The sequence below is a fragment of the Enterobacter cloacae complex sp. 394I7 genome (genome assembly GCF_057320345.1).
This window is the reverse complement of sequence record NZ_JBXWCR010000001.1, coordinates 1,033,158-1,053,786: the sequence shown is the minus strand read 5'-3', so window position 1 is coordinate 1,053,786 and position 20,629 is coordinate 1,033,158. Positions and strand designations below refer to the sequence as shown.

At 57.9% G+C, this 20,629-nt stretch carries 17 protein-coding genes and 1 pseudogene; 5 read left to right on the top strand and 13 right to left on the bottom strand.

The window, feature by feature from the left end:
• Positions 1–9: 9 nt before the first annotated feature.
• From paaK to paaA, 11 genes and pseudogenes are all read right to left on the bottom strand, one after another.
• Positions 10–1,326 (bottom strand): phenylacetate--CoA ligase PaaK, encoded by a 1,317-nt coding sequence (gene paaK / locus AC2FAP_RS05150; RefSeq protein WP_449541623.1) that lies wholly within the window; start codon positions 1,324–1,326, stop codon positions 10–12.
• A 26-nt stretch (positions 1,327–1,352) separates the two neighbouring features.
• Positions 1,353–2,558 (bottom strand): 3-oxoadipyl-CoA thiolase, encoded by a 1,206-nt coding sequence (gene pcaF / locus AC2FAP_RS05145; protein ID WP_040017391.1) that lies wholly within the window; start codon positions 2,556–2,558, stop codon positions 1,353–1,355.
• Positions 2,558–2,980, bottom strand: a complete 423-nt coding sequence (paaI, locus tag AC2FAP_RS05140) for a hydroxyphenylacetyl-CoA thioesterase PaaI (protein WP_047955553.1) — start codon at positions 2,978–2,980, stop codon at positions 2,558–2,560. The genes pcaF and paaI overlap by 1 nt, the downstream gene beginning before the upstream one ends.
• Positions 2,970–4,396 (bottom strand): annotated as a pseudogene (gene paaH, locus AC2FAP_RS05135) (3-hydroxyacyl-CoA dehydrogenase PaaH). Before paaH ends, paaI begins: the two are co-directional and overlap by 11 nt.
• 1 nt (position 4,397) lies before the next feature.
• Complete coding sequence (gene paaG, locus AC2FAP_RS05130) at positions 4,398–5,186, bottom strand: 2-(1,2-epoxy-1,2-dihydrophenyl)acetyl-CoA isomerase PaaG (protein WP_163304848.1); 789 nt, start codon at positions 5,184–5,186, stop codon at positions 4,398–4,400.
• A complete protein-coding gene (paaF, locus tag AC2FAP_RS05125; protein ID WP_086532565.1) occupies positions 5,186–5,953 on the bottom strand; it encodes a 2,3-dehydroadipyl-CoA hydratase PaaF in 768 nt (255 codons plus the stop codon). The genes paaG and paaF overlap by 1 nt, the downstream gene beginning before the upstream one ends.
• Positions 5,950–7,020, bottom strand: coding sequence for a 1,2-phenylacetyl-CoA epoxidase subunit PaaE (paaE, locus tag AC2FAP_RS05120; RefSeq protein ID WP_086532566.1), 1,071 nt, complete (start codon positions 7,018–7,020; stop codon positions 5,950–5,952). The genes paaF and paaE overlap by 4 nt, the downstream gene beginning before the upstream one ends.
• Before the next feature lie 7 nt (positions 7,021–7,027).
• Positions 7,028–7,525 carry a 1,2-phenylacetyl-CoA epoxidase subunit PaaD gene (gene paaD, locus AC2FAP_RS05115; RefSeq protein WP_040017387.1) on the bottom strand — a complete coding sequence of 166 codons (498 nt, stop codon included), beginning with the start codon at positions 7,523–7,525 and terminating at the stop codon, positions 7,028–7,030.
• A 14-nt stretch (positions 7,526–7,539) separates the two neighbouring features.
• The gene (gene paaC / locus AC2FAP_RS05110; RefSeq protein ID WP_449541622.1) at positions 7,540–8,286 is read right to left on the bottom strand and encodes a 1,2-phenylacetyl-CoA epoxidase subunit PaaC; all 747 of its coding nucleotides are present in this window, start codon (positions 8,284–8,286) and stop codon (positions 7,540–7,542) included.
• Positions 8,287–8,294: 8 nt separating this feature from the next.
• Positions 8,295–8,582 carry a 1,2-phenylacetyl-CoA epoxidase subunit PaaB gene (gene paaB / locus AC2FAP_RS05105; protein ID WP_003857353.1) on the bottom strand — a complete coding sequence of 96 codons (288 nt, stop codon included), beginning with the start codon at positions 8,580–8,582 and terminating at the stop codon, positions 8,295–8,297.
• 11 nt (positions 8,583–8,593) lie between these two features.
• Positions 8,594–9,523 carry a 1,2-phenylacetyl-CoA epoxidase subunit PaaA gene (gene paaA, locus AC2FAP_RS05100; RefSeq protein ID WP_014169925.1) on the bottom strand — a complete coding sequence of 310 codons (930 nt, stop codon included), beginning with the start codon at positions 9,521–9,523 and terminating at the stop codon, positions 8,594–8,596.
• 284 nt (positions 9,524–9,807) lie between these two features.
• On the opposite strand from paaA, the gene paaZ reads away from it, so the two are divergent.
• The 4 genes from paaZ to AC2FAP_RS05080 all read left to right on the top strand — a co-directional run bounded on the left by paaZ (position 9,808) and on the right by AC2FAP_RS05080 (position 17,616).
• Complete coding sequence (gene paaZ, locus AC2FAP_RS05095) at positions 9,808–11,847, top strand: phenylacetic acid degradation bifunctional protein PaaZ (protein ID WP_447839446.1); 2,040 nt, start codon at positions 9,808–9,810, stop codon at positions 11,845–11,847.
• 165 nt (positions 11,848–12,012) lie between these two features.
• Positions 12,013–14,289, top strand: coding sequence for a primary-amine oxidase (gene tynA / locus AC2FAP_RS05090; RefSeq protein WP_449541621.1), 2,277 nt, complete (start codon positions 12,013–12,015; stop codon positions 14,287–14,289).
• 167 nt (positions 14,290–14,456) lie between these two features.
• Positions 14,457–16,430, top strand: a complete 1,974-nt coding sequence (locus AC2FAP_RS05085) for an alkyl/aryl-sulfatase (protein WP_047744588.1) — start codon at positions 14,457–14,459, stop codon at positions 16,428–16,430.
• Between the two features lie 79 nt (positions 16,431–16,509).
• A complete protein-coding gene (locus AC2FAP_RS05080) occupies positions 16,510–17,616 on the top strand; it encodes a GGDEF domain-containing protein (RefSeq protein ID WP_449541620.1) in 1,107 nt (368 codons plus the stop codon).
• Positions 17,617–17,657: 41 nt separating this feature from the next.
• Here AC2FAP_RS05080 and AC2FAP_RS05075 read toward each other — a convergent pair whose 3' ends face one another.
• Positions 17,658–19,157 (bottom strand): aldehyde dehydrogenase family protein, encoded by a 1,500-nt coding sequence (locus AC2FAP_RS05075; RefSeq protein WP_014169921.1) that lies wholly within the window; start codon positions 19,155–19,157, stop codon positions 17,658–17,660.
• Between the two features lie 241 nt (positions 19,158–19,398).
• Here AC2FAP_RS05075 and feaR point away from each other — a divergent pair, with 241 nt between their 5' ends.
• Positions 19,399–20,307, top strand: a complete 909-nt coding sequence (gene feaR / locus AC2FAP_RS05070; protein ID WP_485452846.1) for a transcriptional regulator FeaR — start codon at positions 19,399–19,401, stop codon at positions 20,305–20,307.
• Here feaR and AC2FAP_RS05065 read toward each other — a convergent pair whose 3' ends face one another.
• The gene (locus AC2FAP_RS05065; protein WP_044859140.1) at positions 20,308–20,625 is read right to left on the bottom strand and encodes a YdbL family probable chaperone protein; all 318 of its coding nucleotides are present in this window, start codon (positions 20,623–20,625) and stop codon (positions 20,308–20,310) included.
• Positions 20,626–20,629 lie beyond the last annotated feature (4 nt).

Below are 20,629 nucleotides of genomic sequence, written 5' to 3'. Positions count from 1 at the left end.
GAGGGAAACTCAACCGTTAGCCGCAACTTTACGCAAATCAAACACCCGACAGGCTTTGCCCTCTGAGCGCGGGATACTGCCGCAGTTGACAATCATCACGTCGGTGGAGATCCCGACCATCGATTTAATCCGATGGCGCAGCTGATGGCACACCTGGCAGCGCTGCTCGTGGGTCAGGGTCAGACTGCTCTCTTTGAGCTCCACCTTCACGGAAAGTGAATCAAGATGGCCGCGGCGGTTGACCTCCAGCTGATAGTGCGGGGAGAGGTGTTCGAACTTCACGATCTCCTCTTCCAGCTGGGACGGGAAGACGTTGACGCCGCGGATGATGAGCATATCGTCACTGCGACCGCTGATCCTGTCCATACGACGCATGGTGCGGGCGGTCCCAGGAAGCAGGCGCGTCAGGTCGCGGGTGCGATAACGAATCACCGGCAGCGCCTCCTTGGTCAGCGTGGTGAACAGCAGTTCGCCCTGCTCGCCATCATTAAGCGGCGTGCCGTCGTTCGGGTTGACGATCTCCGGATAGAAATGGTCTTCCCAGATGGTCGGACCGTCGGCGGTTTCGATACACTCCATCGCCACGCCTGGCCCCATGACCTCGGAAAGCCCATAGATATCCAGCGCGGTGATCCCCAGACGTTTCTCGATTTCGCGGCGCATGGCCTGCGTCCACGGCTCTGCGCCAAATACCCCCACACGCAGGGAGCAGGCGCTGGCATCGCCTCCCATCTGACGTTCCAGCTCTTCGATCAGATTGAGGCAGTAGGATGGTGTTACCATGATCATGTCCGGCTGGAAATCGCGGATCAGTTGCGCCTGTTTCTCCGTCTGGCCGCCGGACATCGGGATAACGGTCGCCCCTAAACGCTCTGCGCCATAGTGCGCGCCCAGCCCACCGGTAAACAGGCCATACCCATAGGCCACATGAATTTTGTCTTTCGCACTGCCGCCCGCGGCGCGCAGAGAACGGGCCACCAGGTTAGCCCAGTTGTCGATGTCATGTTGGGTATAACCGACGACGGTTGGCTTTCCGGTGGTGCCGGAAGAAGCATGAATACGCACCACCTGCTCCATCGGCACGGCAAAGGTATCGAACGGATAGTTATCACGCAGGTCCTGCTTGGTGGTGCACGGGAACTTACGGATGTCTTCCAGCGTTTTAAAATCGTCAGGGCGAACGCCCGCGGCGTCAAACTTGCGTTTGTACATCGGAACGTTGTTATAGGCGTGATGCAGCGTCCATTTCAAACGCTCGGTTTGCAGCGCCTGTAATTCGTCAATGGAGGCCGTTTCGATCGGATCAAGCTTTGTTGTATTTGTCATTGTAGGGTACTCACACTGTTATTCGCTCAAACACGCTCAAGGATCATGGCAATGCCCTGACCCACACCGATGCACATCGTACACAGCGCATAGCGCCCGTTGCGTCGATGCAATTCATTGCTCGCGGCCAGCGCCAGTCTGGCACCGCTCATGCCCAGCGGGTGGCCCAACGCAATGGCCCCTCCGTTCGGGTTAACGTGTTCAGCGTCATCCGGCAATCCCAGCTGACGTAACACGCCCAGCGCCTGAGAAGCGAAAGCTTCGTTAAGCTCAATCACGTCCATATCGTTGATGCTGAGCCCGGCACGTTCCAGCACTTTGCGGGTGGCTGGCACCGGCCCTAAGCCCATCAGGCGTGGCTCCACACCAGCGGTAGCCATCGCCACGATCCGCGTGCGCGGGACAAGCCCTTGCGCGTGCGCCATCGACTCGCTGGCGATAATCAGCGCCGCAGCGCCATCGTTTACACCGGAGGCGTTACCCGCCGTCACGACACCGTTCTTGCGAAACGGTGTTTTCAGCGCGGCAAGTTGTTCAAGCGTGGTGTCAGCACGGGGATGCTCATCTACCGAAACTTCCGTAACCGTTCCTTTTTTGCCGGGCACCTGCACCGGCACAATCTCCTGCGCCAGAATGCCGTTCTGCTGCGCCTGAGCAGTACGCTGCTGGCTGCGCAGCGCGAAAGCATCCTGATCGGCCCGGCTGATATTTAACAATTCAGCTACATTCTCTGCCGTTTCCGGCATGCTGTCAGTTCCGAATTGCTGATGCATGAGCGGATTCACAAATCGCCAGCCGAGTGTGGTGTCGAAAATCTCCGCCTGACGCTGGAACGCCGCCGTGGCTTTACCCATTACAAACGGCGCCCGGGACATTGACTCGACGCCGCCTGCAAGCAGCATGTCGCCATCACCCGCCCTGATCGCCCGCGCGGCAAAGCCAATCGCGTCCAGACCCGAACCGCACAGGCGGTTCAGCGTGGTGCCGGAGACCGTCTGAGGCAGTCCGGCCAGCAGCAGCGACATACGCGCCACGTTGCGGTTATCTTCCCCCGCCTGGTTGGCGCAGCCGAAGATCACATCATCAATCCGCTCGAGGTCGAGCTGCGGATAACGGGCCAGCAGCGCACGCAGCGGCACCGCGCCGAGATCGTCGGCGCGAACGCTGGCCAGTGCCCCGCCATAGCGCCCCACCGGGGTTCGAACGCCATCACAAATAAAAGCGTCACGCATCAGGCTTCTCCTGTCACACTGCCGCCGATGCGGTGAGATTTTCCGCGAAACAGGGCAACGGTTTTCTGTTGTTGGTTCTGAATTTCAATGTCATACACGCCGGTCAGTTTGCCCTGATGCTTAACCCGCGCGGTGGCGGTCAGCGTGTCGCCGGCAAACCCCGGGCGCAGAAAATCAATTGAACAGCCTGACGCCACTGCCGCCAGCCCCTGGCTGTTGCAGGCGTAGGCAAAGGCGGTATCGGCCAGTGAAAACAGCTGTCCTCCGTGGCAGGTTTTGTGGCCGTTGAGCATGTGCGGGGTGATGGTCATCGTCACTACCGCGTAGCCATCGTCCATGTCGATGATGTCGATCCCCAGCGCCTGGGCGCAGGCGTCCTGTTCATACATGGTGCGGGCGTTATGCCAGGCGTTATGACTCATAGCTACTCTCCAGAAGCGCACGCTGGCGCAGCAGTGAACAAGGGCGATAGCGTTCTTCGCCGTAATGGCGTTGCAAATTTTCCAGCAGCGTTAACAGCCGTTGCCAGCCCAGACGCTCACCCCAGGCAATGGGCCCGTTCGGGTAATTCACGCCGAGGCGCATGGCGGTGTCGATATCCTTCTCGCTGGCCACCCCTTTTTGCAACGCATCCAGCGCTTCGTTGGCGATCATCGCCACCGTCCGCCAGACCAGCAGACCGGGGTAATCGGCAATGCGCAGTACCCGGTGTCCCTGCTGCTGCAGGTACCAGACGGCTTTTTGCGTGGCGGTATGTGGGTTATCCGATGCGGCTGCGATCACCGCCACGTCGCGTTCAATGCGGTCAATCACCACGACCGGACAGTGAAAACGCCGGGCCAGCGCCTGAGCGGTCTCCCCCTGGGTTTCAATCAACAGGAGCTCATCAATTTCCGTGACACCGTCACCTCTTCGCTGCACGCGCATGGGGGTAAAGCTGTCGTTTACTGCGTCAAGCCACGGCACAGCCGGTTTCTCACCGTGCCAGTCGTAAACGCCCTTCCCGCTTTTTTGCCCAGTCGCCCCGCCAGCACCAGTTCCTGCTGCACCAGCGACGGCAGGAAACGACGTTCCTGCCAGAAGGCATTGAACACGGAACAGGTCACCGCAAAGTTGACGTCCTGACCAATCATGTCGGTCAGCTCCAGCGGTCCCATCGGGAAACCGCCGCCGTCGCGCAGGGCGGCATCAATCACTTCTGGTGCGGCGACCTGCTCTTCCAGGGCGCGCCAGGCTTCAGAATAGAACGGACGCGCAACGCGGTTGACGATGAACCCTGGCGTTGACTGGCAGCGGACGGGCTGTTTCCCCCAGTTCAGCGCCAGCTCGCACAGCGCATCGGCCACTTCGGGCGATGTCGCCAGACCGCTCACCACCTCGACCAGCTTCATGACCGGTGCAGGATTAAAGAAATGCAGCCCCGCGACGCGCTCCGGATGGTGAACATCCGCCGCAATCGCCGTAACAGAAATGGAGGAGGTATTGCTGGTCAGCAAGGTCTGCGGCGGGCAAATCTGAGCCAGTTGCGCAAACAGCGCTTTTTTGACGTCGATACGCTCAGACGCGGCTTCAATCACCAGATCTGCCGCGGCGAGCGCTTCGATATCCGTTACCGGCAGCAGCCTGGCAAGAATCTGGCTGCCAGCATCGGCGGAAAGTTTTCCGCGAGTCACCCGGGAGGCGAGACGCTGGCGGATCCCGTCAATCGCGCGTGAAATCGCGTCTGAAGCAATGTCATACATCAGAACCTGATGCCCATGACTCGCCGCGACTTCCGCAATTCCCGCGCCCATCGTGCCGCTTCCAATGACGGCGACAGTACGAACCGTGATCGCCATATTATTTCCCCGTGAATATCGGTGCGCGTTTGGCAAGGAAGGCACTGACCCCTTCCCGGTAGTCGTCGCTGCGACCAGCCAGACGTTGATAATCGCGCTCCAGGTCAAGCTGGGCGTCGAGGGTGTTGGTCTCTGCCGCGTTAATCGCCTGCTTAATCAGCCCCAGACCAAAGGTGGGCTGAGAAGCAAAGTGCAGCGCCATCTGCTGGGCCGTGGCGGAGAGGTGTTCGTCATCCACCACCTGCCAGATCATCCCCCAGGCGTGAGCCTGTTCGGCGCTGAGTTTGTCTCCGAGCAACGCCAGTCCCATTGCGCGGGCGCGCCCGGCGACGCGCGGCAGGAACCATGTTCCCCCGCAGTCCGGCACTAATCCGAGCTTGCTGAAAGCCATCACAAAGGTGGCAGAACGGGCGGCAATGACCATGTCACACCCCAGTGCCAGCGTGGCCCCGGCCCCGGCGGCCACGCCGTTGACCGCGCAAATCACCGGTTTCGGCAACGTCGCAAGACGGCGAACCAGCGGGTTGTAGAACGTCTCCACGGACATTCCCAGATCCGGCGCCGGACCGTTAGGGTCGACGTTGCGGTCATTAAGATCCTGACCCGCGCAGAAGCCGCGCCCCGCCCCGGTAATAAGCAGACAGCGGATGGTGTCATCGCGCTCGGCCTGCTTCAGGCACTCAGCGAGTTGCTGATGCATCACGTCGTTAAAGCTGTTCAGACGCTCCGGACGGTTCAGCGTCAGGGTCATCACGCCTTGTTCTACATGACTGAGAATAAATTCCACGATTAGCGTCCTTTAAAGTCGGGGGTACGTTTCTGTAAGAATGCGTCGATGCCTTCTCGCCGGTCTTCGGTCGCTGAAAGCAGCGTAAACAGCTGTCGCTCCTGGACCAGTCCGGCCTGCAGGGAAACCTCCTGAGACTGGCGCAGCGCCTGCTTTGCCGCCTGGAGCGCCAGCGGTGAGTGTCGTGCCATCAGCGCCGCCTGTTTCAGGGCATATTCCAGCGTCAATGAAGCCGGGAACACATCGCTGACCAGCCCGGCGCGCTGCGCCTGCTGCGCGGTAATGCTCTCCCCGGTCAGCACCATTTTGCTGGCCAGCGATTTGCCCACGCTACGAATCAGGCGCTGCGTACCGCCCGCCCCGGGCATGATCCCGAGCGTAATTTCCGGCAGACCGAAACGGGCGTTATCCCCGGCAATCACCACGTCGCACAGCAGCGCAAGCTCGCAGCCCGCACCCAGCGCGAAGCCGTTGACGGCGGCAATCAGGGGTTTATTGAAGGCGTTGATCCGGGCCCACAGCTGGGGACGGATATCGTTCAGGGTGGCAGGCAGGTCTTTCTCCGCCATTTCGTTGAGATCTGCGCCGGCAGCAAAGCAGCGTGCGTTGCCGTAAATCACGCAAACGGAGAGATCGCGATCGGCCGCAGCGGCGTCGAGCGCGTCAGCAATCTGCTCTAACAGGGCGTTATTCAGCGCGTTGCGTGCCGCCGGACGGTTAAGCGTCAGCAGCAGGACACGACCATGACGGGTGACCATCAGTTCGCTCATGCCATCCCCCTGGAGTCGAAATCGACGATCACGTCAGCGGTTAACGGCAGCGACTGACAGCTCAGCACATACCCGGCCGCCAGTTCGTCCGGCTCAAGGCTGTAGTTCGTCGCCATATCAACTTTGCCACGCAGCACTTTGCATTTGCAGGTCGCGCATACGCCGCCCTTGCAGGCATACGGCAGGTCGGCGCCCTGACGCAGGGCGGCATCAAGAATGCTTTCATCGTTTGCCGTGAGGGTAATTTCCCGGTCGCGACCGTCCTGACGCACGGTGACTTTCTGCCCTTCAGCCTGCACGCTGACCGTGCGTTTGACGGTCGAGCCTGGCGTATTAAAACGCTCAAGGTGGATCGATTTCTCTGGCATCCCCAGCGCTTTCAGCGCCGCTTCCGCGTCGTCCATCATGGCGGACGGGCCACAAATAAAGGCTTCGTCGTACTGGCGGAAGTTGATCAGGGTTTTCGCCAGCGCCTGCAGCTTCTCACCGTCGATACGTCCATGCAGCAGATCGCTGTCGAGCACCTCCTGGCTGAAGATGGCGACCAGCTGCAGACGCTGCGGGTATTTGTCTTTCAGATCGGCAAGCGCCTCGCGAAACATCATGCTCTGGCTGCTGCGGTTGCCGTAGATCAGGGTGAAATGACTGTTCGGCTCGGTGGCGAGCGTGGCGGATAAGATGGCCAGCATTGGGGTAATGCCTGAACCCGCGGCAATGGCCAGATAGTGCCCTTCCCGGTCGGCGCGCGGCTGGTAACCAAACTGGCCCTGCGGCACCATGACCTCCAGCGCCATGCCCTGTTTGATCTCATCCCGGGCATAGCGGGAAAAACGTCCGCCCTCGATGGCTTTCACCGCTACGCTGATCTCACCCGGCGCGGTACTGCGGCAGATGGAGTAGCAGCGACGCAGCTCATCCTCACCCAGCTTCGCTTTCAGGGTCAGGTGTTGTCCGGGACGAAAGCGATAGGCGTCCTGCAACGCCTGCGGTACCGCGAAAGTGATGGTCACCGCGTCGCGGGTTTCGGGTTCCACTTTTGCCACTGTTAATGAATGAAACGTTGTCATGGCAACCTCAAATACATTTGAAATAGTCGAAAGGCTCACGGCAGTCGTTGCAGCGATAAAGCGCTTTGCAGGCCGTCGAACCAAATTCACTGATAAGCGAGGTATGTGTGCTGGCACAGCGTGGGCAACTCACCTCGACCGGGGCATGCGCGTGGCAGCTGTGGCCCACCGGTGGGCTGATGCCATATGCGCGCAGGCGTTCACGCGCATCCGCCGTCATCCAGTCGGTGGTCCAGGCCGGTTCGAGCTGAAGCACAATATGCACTGGCGTAAAGCCGTGTGCGGTCATCGCCTCGCGAATCGCGCCAAGCAAATGTTCCGTCGCCGGGCAGCCTGAATAGGTTGGCGTAAAGCCAATAACCCAGCCTTCGCCCTGTGCCGATACGCTACGCACCATGCCTAAATCGGTGATGGTTAACACCGGCACTTCCGGGTCCGGGATCTGGCTTAACAGCGACCAGATTTGAGGGATCTCCGCGGGTGCAATCCCGGCAAAACGCTGCATCTTAACCTCCGTACTTACCACTGCTGACCCGGATGGGCACGCTGGAGATACTGCATTTCTGCCAGCATTGGGCCGAGATGTTCGGTATGCAGCCCGCGCTTGCCCCCCGTGCGATACGCCACTTCCGACGGCACGCTCAGGGTGGCCTCCTGCAAACCGGAAAACACTTCCTGCTCCCACGGCTGACGAAGCTCGCGCGGATCAACCGCGACGCCGGAGGCAATCAACGCCAGCTCGACGTCATCGGCTTCAAACAGCTCGGCCGTAAACCGCCACAGGGTGTCGACCGCCTGCTGCATACGCTGTGAAGATGCTTCCGTTCCGTCACCCAGACGCACCAGCCAGCCACGACTGAAGCGCAGGTGGTAGCGCGCCTCTTTAATGGCTTTCGCGGCGATGGCGGCAAGCTGGCTGTCGCTGCTGTGGGTCAGGCGTTCATACAGCGCTACGTTCCAGGCATCCATAAAGTACTGGCGCGCGAGCGTGTCGGCGAAACTGCCGTTAGGCTGTTCCACCAGCAACACGTTGTGAAACTGGCGTTCATCACGCCCAAACGCCAGGGTGTCTTCATCGCCCTGACCTTCCAGCTCTGCAGCATAGGTCAGGAAATTGCGCGCCTGCCCTAGCAAGTCGAGGCCGATGTTGGCGAGCGCGAGATCGATTTCCAGCTCCGGCGCGTGACCACACCAGGCGCCCAGACGCTGGGAGAGCACCAGACCGTTGTCGCCCAGACGCAGGGCATATGCGGATAATGTTTTCATCCCTGACCTCACATGTGCTCGATGCCATCAGGGATGGTGTAAAACGTAGGATGGCGGTAAACCTTACTTTCCGCCGGGTCGAAGAATTCGCCGCTCTCTTCCGGCTGAGAGGCGACAATCTCGCTCGCCTTCACCACCCAGATAGAGCAGCCTTCACTGCGACGGGTATAGGCATCACGCGCATTTTCCAGCGCCATGCGATCGTCGGCGGCATGAAGACTTCCCACATGACGGTGGGACAACCCTTGTTTGCTGCGTACGAACACTTCGTACAGCGGCCAGTAGACATTGCTCATCGTGTTTCCTCTTAAGCCACTTTGCGGGCGTGTTGTTTTTCCGCGTGCGCCAGTGCGGCTTCACGCACCCACGCCCCGTCTTCCCAGGCTTTACGTTTGGCAGCCAGACGTTCGTGGTTACAGATACCGCGCCCGTTAATGACCTCATCAAACTCGTGCCAGTCGATCTCGCCAAAGCGGTAGTGACCGCTCTCTTCGTCAAAACGCAGGTCAGGATCCGGGACCGTCATGCCCAGCATTTCTACCTGCGGAACCGTGTTGTCGACAAAGCGCTGGCGAAGTTCATCATTGCCGAAGCGTTTGATTTTCCAGGCGAGGCTGCGGGCGCTGTTCGGCGAGTTGTCATCGTTTGGGCCGAACATCATCAGAGCGGGCCACCAGAAGCGGTTAATGGCGTCCTGCAGCATCTGGCGTTGGGCGTCACTCCCCTGCGCAAGCGCCATACAGGCTTCAAAGCCCTGACGCTGGTGGAAACTCTCTTCTTTACAGATTTTCACCATCGCGCGGGCATAGGGGCCATATGAGGTACGGCACAGCGCCACCTGGTTGACGATCGCCGCACCGTCCACCAGCCAGCCGATCACCCCGATATCCGCCCAGCTCAGGGTCGGGTAGTTGAAGATGGAGGAGTATTTCATCTTGCCGTCGAGCATCTTCTGGTAGATGTCTTCCCGCGCGCAGCCCAGCGTCTCGGCCGCACTGTAGAGGTACAAACCGTGCCCGGCTTCGTCCTGCACTTTCGCCAGCAGGATCGCTTTGCGGCGCAGCGTCGGCGCGCGGGTGATCCAGTTTCCTTCCGGCAACATGCCGACAATTTCGGAGTGCGCGTGCTGACCAATCTGGCGGATCAACGTCTTACGATAGGCATCAGGCATCCAGTCCTGAGGCTCAATCGCCGTCTCCTGCGCTATGCGCTGCTCAAAGCGTTGTTCTTGCGTCACGTCATCACCTTTATGATTCGATTATTTACCACTTAAAGTGAAATACTGAATCACTTCATTTCTTAAAAGTTACACAAAGGTTAAATATAACCCCAAGAAATGTTTCCCCATTTTGTGATGGTGCTCGCAAGGCTTTTTGCACAAGGCCTGCACAACGGGGCTTCCGGCCTTCCACTTCATTACGCTGGATCACAATGTTAACAATTCATTAAAACTCAGCTTGCTTTTTATGATTCATGATTAAACTATTGATAGTGAAATTACGTAACACTTGGAGATAAGCGATGCAGCAGTTAGCCAGCTTCTTGTCCGGCACCTGGCAGTCTGGCCGGGGCCGCGAACGTACTATCCATCACGCCATCAGTGGCGAAGCGCTGTGGTCTGTGACCAGCGAAGGGCTGGACATGGCGGATGCACGTCGCTATGCGATCGCGCGTGGCGGCGAAGCCCTGCGCGCCATGACCTTTATCGACCGTGCCGCCATGCTGAAGGCGGTGGCGAAACATCTGCTTAGTGAGAAAGAGACGTTCTATGCCCTGTCTGCCCAGACCGGGGCGACCCGAGCGGACAGCTGGGTGGATATTGAGGGTGGGATCGGGACGCTGTTCACCTATGCCAGCCTGGGGAGTCGCGAGCTGCCTGATGACACACTCTGGCCGGAAGATGAGCTGATCCCGTTGTCGAAGGAAGGCGGCTTTGCTGCGCGTCACGTACTGACGTCAAAATCGGGCGTGGCGGTCCATATCAACGCCTTTAATTTCCCGTGCTGGGGAATGCTGGAAAAACTGGCGCCCACCTGGCTTGCGGGGATGCCTGCCATTATCAAACCCGCCACCGCCACCGCGCAGGTCGCGCAGGCGATGGTGAAAGCGATTGTCGAGAGCGGTCTGGTGCCGGACGGTGCTATCAGCCTTGTCTGCGGCGGCGCGGGCGATCTGCTGAATCATCTCGACAGCCAGGATGTGGTGACCTTTACCGGCTCCGCCAGCACCGGCCAGAGCCTGCGCATTCACCCGAATATCGTGGCGAATTCCATTCCCTTTACCATGGAAGCCGACTCCCTCAACTGCTGCGTTCTGGGTGAGGATGTGACGCCGGAACAGCCAGAATTCGCGCTGTTTATTCGCGAAGTGGTACGCGAAATGACCGCCAAGGCAGGGCAAAAATGTACCGCCATCCGCCGCATAATTGTGCCTCAGGATCGGATGGATGCCGTCAGTCAGGCGCTGATCGCACGGCTGCAAAACGTGGTCGTCGGCGACCCGGCAGAGGACGGGGTGAAGATGGGCGCGCTGGTGAACGGCGAGCAACGCGCAGACGTGCAGGAGAAAGTCGATCTGTTGATTGCGGCAGGTTGCCAGATCAGACTCGGCGGAAAAGCCGATCTGCAGGTTGCGGGGGCATTCTTCCCGCCGACGCTGCTTTTCTGCCCACAGCCAGATGAAACCCCCGCCGTGCATTGCACCGAAGCCTTCGGGCCGGTCGCCACGCTGATGCCCTCCCGCAATTCAGACCACGCGATGCAGCTGGCACGGGCGGGTGGCGGGAGTCTGGCCGGTACGCTGGTCACCGCCGACCCGGCTATCGCCCGCCAGTTTATTGCCGGCGCGGCGCGGGCGCACGGACGAATTCAGATCCTTAACGCCGAATCCGCCAGGGAGTCCACCGGACACGGCTCACCGCTGCCGCAGCTGGTGCACGGCGGTCCTGGCCGCGCAGGTGGCGGTGAAGAGCTGGGAGGACTGCGTGCGGTGAAGCACTATCTGCAGCGCACCGCCATTCAGGGCAGCCCGACCATGCTTGCCACCATCGGCAAACAGTGGGTACGGGGTGCTGCGGTTCATGAAGATCGCGTTCATCCGTTCCGGAAATACTTTGAAGAACTGCAGCCGGGCGACAGCCTGCTGACCCCGCGCCGCACCCTGACGGAAGCCGATATCGTTAACTTTGCCTGCCTGAGCGGCGATCACTTCTACGCCCATATGGACAAAATCGGCGCGGCAGAATCCATCTTTGGCGAACGGGTGGTACACGGTTACTTCCTGATCTCTGCCGCGGCGGGTCTGTTTGTTGATGCCGGCGTTGGGCCGGTGATTGCTAACTACGGCATGGAAAACCTGCGCTTTATCGAACCGGTTAAGCCGGGCGATACCATTCAGGTGCGCCTCACCTGTAAACGTAAAACGCTGAAGAAACAACGGACCGCCGATGAGAAGCCGACCGGCGTGGTCGAATGGGCCGTTGAGATCTTTAACCAGCACCAGCAGGCGGTCGCGCTCTACTCCATCCTGACGCTGGTGGCGCGCCAGCACGGCGACTTCTGACACGTTCCTCTCTCGCACATTGACCGGGGTGTGATATTGCCCCGGTCTTTTTTTAACCTGGCAAGACTAACAAATAACCTGGCAGATGCAGGCAAACGCTTTTCTCGGGCGCCTGTCAGGATAAGGCTGTCACAACACAATAAACACAACAAGATGAGGTCTACGATGGGAAGCAATTCTTCTTTTTCTGCCCGTAGAACGGCACTGGCTATGGCCGTTGCGCTGTGTTGCGCCTGGCAATCACCTGTTTTCGCACACGGCAGTGAGGCGCATATGGTTCCGATGGACAAAACGCTGCAGGCGTTTGGCGCCGATGTGCAGTGGGATGATTACGCACAGATGTTTACCCTTGCGAAGGACGGGGCATATGTGAAGGTCAAGCCCGGCGCGAAAACCGCTATTGTGAACGGCAAAACCCTCACGCTGCAGGTGCCGGTGGTCATGAAAGGCAAAAAAGCGTTCATCTCCGAGACCTTCATCAACGACGTTTTCCAGTCGGGTCTCGACCAGACCTTCCAGGTTGAAAAACGCCCTCACCCGTTAAACGCGCTAACGGCTGACGAAATTAAGCAAGCCGTGGAGATTGTGAAAGGCTCTGCGGATTATAAACCGAACACCCGCTTTACCCAGATAGCCCTGGCCGAACCCGAGAAAGCCAAAGTGTGGGACTTTGTGCTCAACGGCACGGCGGTGGACTCTCCCCGCCAGGCGAACATCACCATGCTGGACGGGAAACACGTTATTGAAAGTCTGGTGGACCTGAAGGATAAAAAGATCCTGCGCTGGGACGCCGTTAAAGATGCCCACGGCATGGTGCTGCTGGATGATTTTGCGACCGTTCAGCAGATCATCAACGAGAGTGCAGAGTTTGCCGAGGTTTTGAAAAAGCGCGGTATTACCGATACGAAGAAAGTGATCACCACGCCACTGACCGTCGGCTATTTCGACGGCAAAGATGGCCTGAAACAGGAAGACCGGCTGCTGAAAGTGGTGAGCTATCTGGACGTGGGCGACGGCAACTACTGGGCGCACCCGATTGAGAACCTGGTGGCAGTGGTCGACCTTGAGCAGAAGAAGATCCAGAAGATTGAAGAAGGTGCCGTTGTGCCGGTGCCGATGACGCCGCGTCCGTATGATGGACGTGATCGCATTAATACGCCGAAAAAGCCGCTCGACATCATTGAGCCGGAAGGCAAAAACTACACCATCACCGGCGATATGATTCACTGGCAGAACTGGGATTTCCATCTGAGTCTGGATTCCCGCGTGGGCCCAATGATTTCTACCGTCACCTACAATGACAACGGCAAAAAACGCCAGATTATGTATCAGGGCTCCCTGGGCGGGATGATCGTTCCTTACGGTGACCCTGACGTGGGCTGGTACTTCAAAGCCTATCTGGATTCCGGCGATTACGGCATGGGCACCCTGACCTCTCCGCTGGTGCGCGGCAAAGACGTGCCGTCCAACGCCGTGATGCTCAATGAAACCATTGCCGATTATACCGGTGCGCCGATGGAGATCCCCCGCGCCATCGCCATTTTTGAACGCTACGCAGGACCGGAATATAAACACCAGGAGATGGGTCAGCCTAACGTCAGTACCGAACGGCGCGAGCTGGTGGTTCGCTGGGTGAGCACCGTTGGCAACTACGACTACATTTTCGACTGGGTATTCCACGAAAATGGCACCATCGGGATTGATGCCGGTGCAACGGGGATTGAGGCGGTGAAAGGCGTACAGGCGAAAACGATGCATGACCCTACTGCCAAAGACGATACCCGATACGGCACATTAATTGATCACAACATCGTCGGGACCACCCACCAGCACATCTATAACTTCCGTCTCGATATGGATGTGGATGGCATCAACAACACGCTGGTGGCAATGGATCCACAGGTGAAACCGAACACCGCCGGCGGCCCGCGAACCAGCACCATGCAGATCAATCAGTACGCTATTGATACCGAGCAGCAGGCGGCGCAGAAATTTGACCCGGGCACCATTCGTCTGCTGAGCAACACCAGCAAAGAGAACCGCATGGGGAACCCAATTTCGTATCAGATAATCCCTTACGCCGGGGGGACGCACCCGGTGGCGACCGGCGCGAAATTTGCCCCGGACGAGTGGATCTATCACCGCCTGAGCTTTATGGATAAACAGCTGTGGGTGACGCGTTACCATCCGGATGAGATGTACCCGGAGGGCAAATTCCCAAACCGCTCAACCCACGATACGGGGCTTGGCAAATACAGCAAAGATAACGAGTCGCTAAACGATCAGGATGACGTCGTCTGGATGACCACCGGCACAACCCACGTCGCCCGCGCCGAAGAGTGGCCAATCATGCCAACGGAATGGGTGCATACCCTGCTCAAACCGTGGAACTTCTTCGACGAAACGCCGACACTCGGCAGGAAAAAAGACGAACAAAAATAAAAACAGACCGGGCGTAATGCCCGGTTTTTTATTCGTTTATTTGCTGAATATCTCATCCTGATTATAGTTATTTTACTCCACTCATTCCGATTGCATCTTTTGAAACATTTTCAGCCAGGACGCGAAGTTTTCACAAACGACGTAGTACTTTCTCTGAGAGGTTTTAAATGAAATTGAATCTGATTGTCAGAAGTTTCGTGCTGGCTGGAATGATCATGTCCAACAGTCCCTCTTATGCGGCGGAAGCACCAAAGGACGCGTCTGCCGCAACACAACAAGCCAACAATGCCCTTTTTAACCAGCTTCCTTTCTCCGATAACACTGATTTTACCAATGCCCATAAAGGATTTATCGCTCCACTTCCTCAGGACGTTATCAAAGGCGAACAAGGCAATGTCATCTGGGATCCCCAACAGTATTCATTTATTAAAGAAGGTGATAAATCGCCGGATTCGGTAAACCCCAGTTTATGGCGTCAATCCCAGCTGATTAATATCAGCGGTCTGTTTGAAGTTACCGAAGGGGTATATCAGATCCGCAATCTCGATCTGTCAAATATGACCATCATCGAAGGCAAAGAAGGGATTACCGTCGTTGACCCGCTGGTCTCGGCAGAAACCGCCAAAGTCGGCATGGATCTTTATTACAAAAATCGCGGCCAAAAACCGGTCGTGGCGGTGATTTATACCCACAGTCATGTTGACCACTATGGCGGTGTGCGGGGTGTGGTTGATGAAGCAGACGTGAAGGCTGGCAAGGTAAAAGTTTATGCCCCTTCCGGATTTATGGAGGCGGCGGTTGCGGAAAATATCATGGCGGGCAACGTTATGAGTCGTCGCGCCAGTTATATGTATGGCAACCTGCTGAAGCCTGATGCAAAAGGACAAGTGGGTGCGGGTCTGGGGACGACCACGTCCGCCGGTACCGTCACCCTTATCGCGCCGACCAACATCATTGAAAAAGACGGACAAAAAGAGGTCATTGACGGGCTGACCTACGATTTTATGCTGGCCCCCGGCTCTGAAGCGCCTTCAGAGATGCTCTGGTTTATCGAAGAGAAAAAAATCATTGAATCCGCAGAGGATGTGACCCATACGCTGCATAACACCTACTCGCTGCGCGGCGCAAAAATTCGTGAACCGCTGCCCTGGTCAAAATATATTAACCAGGCGATTGTGCGCTGGGGCGATAAAGCCGACATCATCATGGCACAGCATCACTGGCCAACCTGGGGCAATGATAATGTCGTCACACTGCTGAAGAGCCAGCGCGACCTCTACCGTTACATCAACGACCAGACGTTACGCATGGCGAATGAAGGCCTGACGCGTGATGAAATCGCCGCTAATTTTAAACTCCCGGATTCCCTCGCCCATACCTGGGCTAACCGCGGTTACTACGGTTCTGTCAGTCATGACGTTAAAGCCACCTATGTGCTCTATCTGGGCTGGTTCGACGGTAATCCCGCCACGCTGGATGAACTGCCTCCTGAAGAGGCTGCGAAGAAATTCGTTGAGTATATGGGCGGCGCGGAGGCCATTCTGAACAAAGCGAAAACTGACTTTGATCAGGGCAACTATCGCTGGGTGGCGCAGGTCGTGAGTAAAGTGGTGTTTGCCGACCCGAACAATCAGGCCGCGCGTAATCTGGAAGCAGATGCGCTGGAACAGCTGGGTTATCAGGCGGAATCCGGCCCGTGGCGTAACTTCTACCTGACCGGCGCGCAAGAGCTGCGTAACGGCGTGGTGAAAGGCCCGACCCCGAACACCGCCAGCCCGGATACCGTGCGGGCGATGACGCCAGAGATGTTCTTCGACTACCTTGCCGTTCATATCAATGGCCAAAAAGCCGGCGATGCCAAATCGGTGTTTAACATCGATCTGGGCAGCGATGGCGGCAAATACAAACTTGAACTGGAAAACGGCGTGCTGAACCACACGGCAAATGCCGAAGCGAAAGACGCTGACGCTACGCTTACCCTGAACCGTGATACCCTGAATAAAATTATCCTGAAAGAAGTCACGCTCAAACAGGCGCAGGACAGTGGCGATATCAAGATCAGCGGCGACAGTGCCAAACTGGACGCTATGCTTGGCTATATGGATAAGTTCGATTTCTGGTTTAATATTGTGACACCGTAACGGTGCAAAACAGACGGGCGGTCCGGTCCTTCCGCCCGTTCCTGCTTCACTTGCTCCCAGGAAAGGGTAAAGAGCATTTATGGAAAAAAGAAAAAAAACGACGCCAGAGCGGGCTGCCTGGCCGACGCGTCAGGCGATGGTCATGCACGGGCTGGCGATGAACCTGCCGTGGCTGGCATTCGTCAACATCAGCTTCGCCGTGATGATCCTGCTGCGCCACGTCTCGCTTAAGCCCGACGACCCCCTCTACCTCCGGTCGCTGCCTCTGCTGAAGTTTATCGATGCCTCGATGTTCGGCATTATTATTCTGTCAGCTGCGTTAATCATCATGGCCTGGCGACGTATTGCCGGCATCAGCGTGGTGCTCTTTTTCTGTAGCGTCATCTGGTCGATATCCTGTTTCTGGTTTATCACCGATCTGTTGCTGCCTCACGTCTGGCCCCTGTGCGCGATTCTGTTACTCGCCGGGTTGACGGCGCTCTACTTTTACCCCCGTGGGTTACTCGCCTTCGTGATCCCGCTCTGGGTCACGCTACCGATCGCAAGCTGGGTACTCAATGATGGTGTCAACCTTCACTTTGCCGCCGTCTGGACCGTCTTTACGCTGATTTTGCTCTGCGGGCGTTTCATCCTGATAAGCTGGTTTGATGAGGCCTGGCGACGTAACCAGCAAAACCAGCTGTTGATTTCGCGGCTGGAAGCGCTGGCGCATCAGGATCCGTTAACCCAGACCGCCAACCGTCGCAAGATGGAAGTGGTGCTGGAGAATGCCGTTGAGCAGAAAAAAGCCTTCTCGCTGATTATGCTGGATATAGATTATTTCAAACTTTACAACGACACCTATGGTCATCAGGCCGGTGACGAATGTTTGACCCGCGTGGCGCAGGTGCTCCGGCAGTCGGTGCGAACACCTGACGATGTCGTGTCTCGCTACGGCGGTGAAGAGTTTGTGGTGATCCTCTTTGATTGCCCGGAAAACACAGCCGAAAAAGTTGCCATGCGTATTCAGGACGGCCTGCGCGCGGAGGCGATAGCGCACGACGCCTCAAAAGTCAGCGATCACGTCACCGTAAGCATGGGCATTGCAGGAATGGCAGAGGGTCTGGCGGGGACGGAGATTATCGCCCGCGCCGATGAGGCGCTGTACCGGGCGAAAGCGGCCGGACGGGACCGCTGGTCACGATAGCCGTGTCGGGTGGCCGTTGCGCCAGCCCGACAGGCTTTGTTTTAATACCGTACACATACCGATTTGGTTTCACACCAGCCATCCAGCCAGTCCGGGCCGAAATCGCGCCCGGTGCCGGACTGCTTCATGCCACCAAACGGCAGGTTGGCGTCGATCAGCGTATGGCTGTTCACCCAGACGGTTCCCGCCTGCAGCCGGTCGGTGTATTCCAGCGCCTTGCTGATATTTTGCGTCCAGACGCTGGCCGTCAGCCCATATTCGGTGTCGTTGGCCAGCGCCAGCGCTTCTTCGCCATCCGCGACGCGCACCAGGTTGACCACCGGGCCGAACACTTCTTCGCGGGTGAGTCGCAGCGCGGCATCCGGGTTCACCACCAGCGTCGGCGACACGTAATAACCTTTGCCATCCGGCCCCCGGTTACCGGTGATCAACTCCGCATTGCGCGATTTTGCCTCGTCGAGGAAGGTCTGCACTTTATCGCAGTGCGCGCGGGAGACCAGCGGGTTGATGAACGCCTCCGGCGACATGCCCGGCCCGACGCTCAGGGATTTCACCGCCTGCTCAAACCCGCTAACCAGCGTGTCAAACAGCGGCGCTTCAATATAGATACGGGAGCTCGCCGCACAAACCTGCCCCTGGTTCAGGAAGCTGCCGGTCATCAGACCTTCAATTACCCAGGCCGGGTCAGCGTCTTTCAGCACGATAGCCGGGTTTTTACCCCCCAGCTCCAGCGTCACCCCCGTGAGCGTATCCGCCGCCGCGCGGGCAATTTGCTTGCCTGTCGCCGTTGAGCCAGTAAAGCTTACTTTGGCAATATGCGGATGTGAGGTCAGCGCGGCACCGCACACCGCACCGCTTCCCGTGACCACATTAAACACCCCGTCGGGGATGCCCGCTTCACTTGCCAGTTCCGCCACGCGCAGCATGGTGAGCGGCGTGGTTTCTGAAGGCTTAATGACAATGGAACACCCCGCCGCCAGCGCAGGCATGACTTTCCACATCCCGATCATCAGCGGGAAGTTCCACGGCACAATCCCGGCCACCACGCCAACCGGCTCTTTGCGCGTCCACGCCTGATAGCGGGCCCCCTGCGGTAAGGGGATGGAGAGGTCGAGGGTTTTACCGGCAATTTTCGTGGTAAGCCCTGCGGTATAGCGCATCCAGTTCAGGGTGCAGCCCACTTCAAAGGCGCGGGAGATATGAATGGATTTCCCCTGCTCCAGCGTCTCAAGCTGGGCCAGCTCTTCGCTGTGCTGCTCAACCAGATCGGCGAAATGCAGCAGGATACGCTCACGCTCTGCCGGTAATTTTCCGGCCCAGCTACGGGCAACAAACGCACGCCAGCCGGACATCACGGCGCGGTCGACATCATCAACGCTGGCATCGGCGGTGGAGGCGATGACGTCGCCCGTAGCCGGATTATAGACATTGAGCCGCTTTTCACTGTCCGACGCGGCCTGACGCCCTTCAATCCACAGGCCATGATGTCGGTCTAAAAACTGCTGTACGGCAGGCTGAACGGCTACCTGTGATTCAGACATAGGGTACTCCTTCGTTTTTATTCGCAGGGTGTTAATGCAGTCTAAGAGGGGTTTTGGATTCTCGCTTTTGTCTCTGTGACATTCGCTTTGCCACCTGTGACAGGCTCCGCAAATCGTGATAATTCCGTCTTATAACGCTGTTACCGGTGAGTGTTCTTTCCTATAGTCAGCCTCATAGCTCTGACAAAATGCAACACAAATGCAACAATGCAAAAACATTGACGGTGCAGCGAGATAAGCGATGGCGTGTGCAAGCGAAGAGGAACAGTATCAACAGTGGCTGGCACAAATTAACCAGGTCTGCGGGCGTTTTAATGCGCGTCCGCTGGAGGGGGAATTCGTCGGCGAGCTGGAAACCAGCTATGCCCGTAGCCTGAAGTTAAGCACCGTAACCGCAGGTGGCGTTAACCTGTTCCGCTCCCGCCATGAGATCAACGACAGTAACGATGCCTGGTTCTACACCGTATTTCAGCTGGAAGGCAGCGCGGAGATTGAACAGGACGACCGCCGCGCGGTACTGAAGACCGGCGATATCATGCTGCTTGATGCTTCCCGCCCGTGCTCCATTGCCTGGCATGAAAAATCCCGCCAGATTTCGCTGCTGGTTCCGCGCCAGATTATTGAGCAACAGTGTCGTTTTCAGGAGGTAAGCTGCGCGCTCACCCTTTCGCGCACGCTGCCCACCGTTCAGTTAAGCCACCACCTGCTGATGGAAAGTATGGGGAATGCCGATCTGAGTGACCGGGAGAGTGAAGCGGCGCTGGAGGCGATGATCTGTCTGCTTCGCCCCGCGTTCCAGCAGCGCGACGTGGCTCAGCCGCGTAAAGAACGCCTGTTCCGCAATGTGCTGTCATTGATTGACGATCATATTCAGTCTGAATCACTGCGACCGGAATGGATTGCCGCACAGAGCGGGATGTCGGTGCGAAGCCTCTACCGCATGTTTGCTGATAAGGGGCTGGTGGTCGCCCAGTACATTAAAAACCGCCGTCTCGACCTGTGCGCACAAGTGTTGCGCTCCGCCAGCGATGATGAAAAGCTGGCGGGCATTGGCTACAGCTGGGGCTTTTCCGACCACAGCCATTTTTCAACCGCCTTTAAGCAGCGTTTTGGCGTCTCGCCTGGCGAATATCGTAAGCGCTTTCGCTAACTACTTCTTCAGCCATTTCCCGTTGATGCCTTTCACGTACTCGCCCGGCTGGGCGCGGGCAACCAGCTTTTGCCCTGCCATTTTCGCCACTTCATCCACCGGCAGATTGTTGCTGTCAGCCAGCTTCTGATAGCTTTCCGTGCGCGCGGCGTTAATGCGATTGACCAGCGCCAGCGTTTCCGCATCCTGTTTGATTGGCGCAAGATAACCGCTCAGGGTTTCCCCCACGCGCCCCTGCGTCCGGGCGTCATTTAAGGTCAGCGTTGCCGCCTGCACGTTCATGCCGAGCACCAGTAACATCAGAGCTAATCGTTTCATGGCA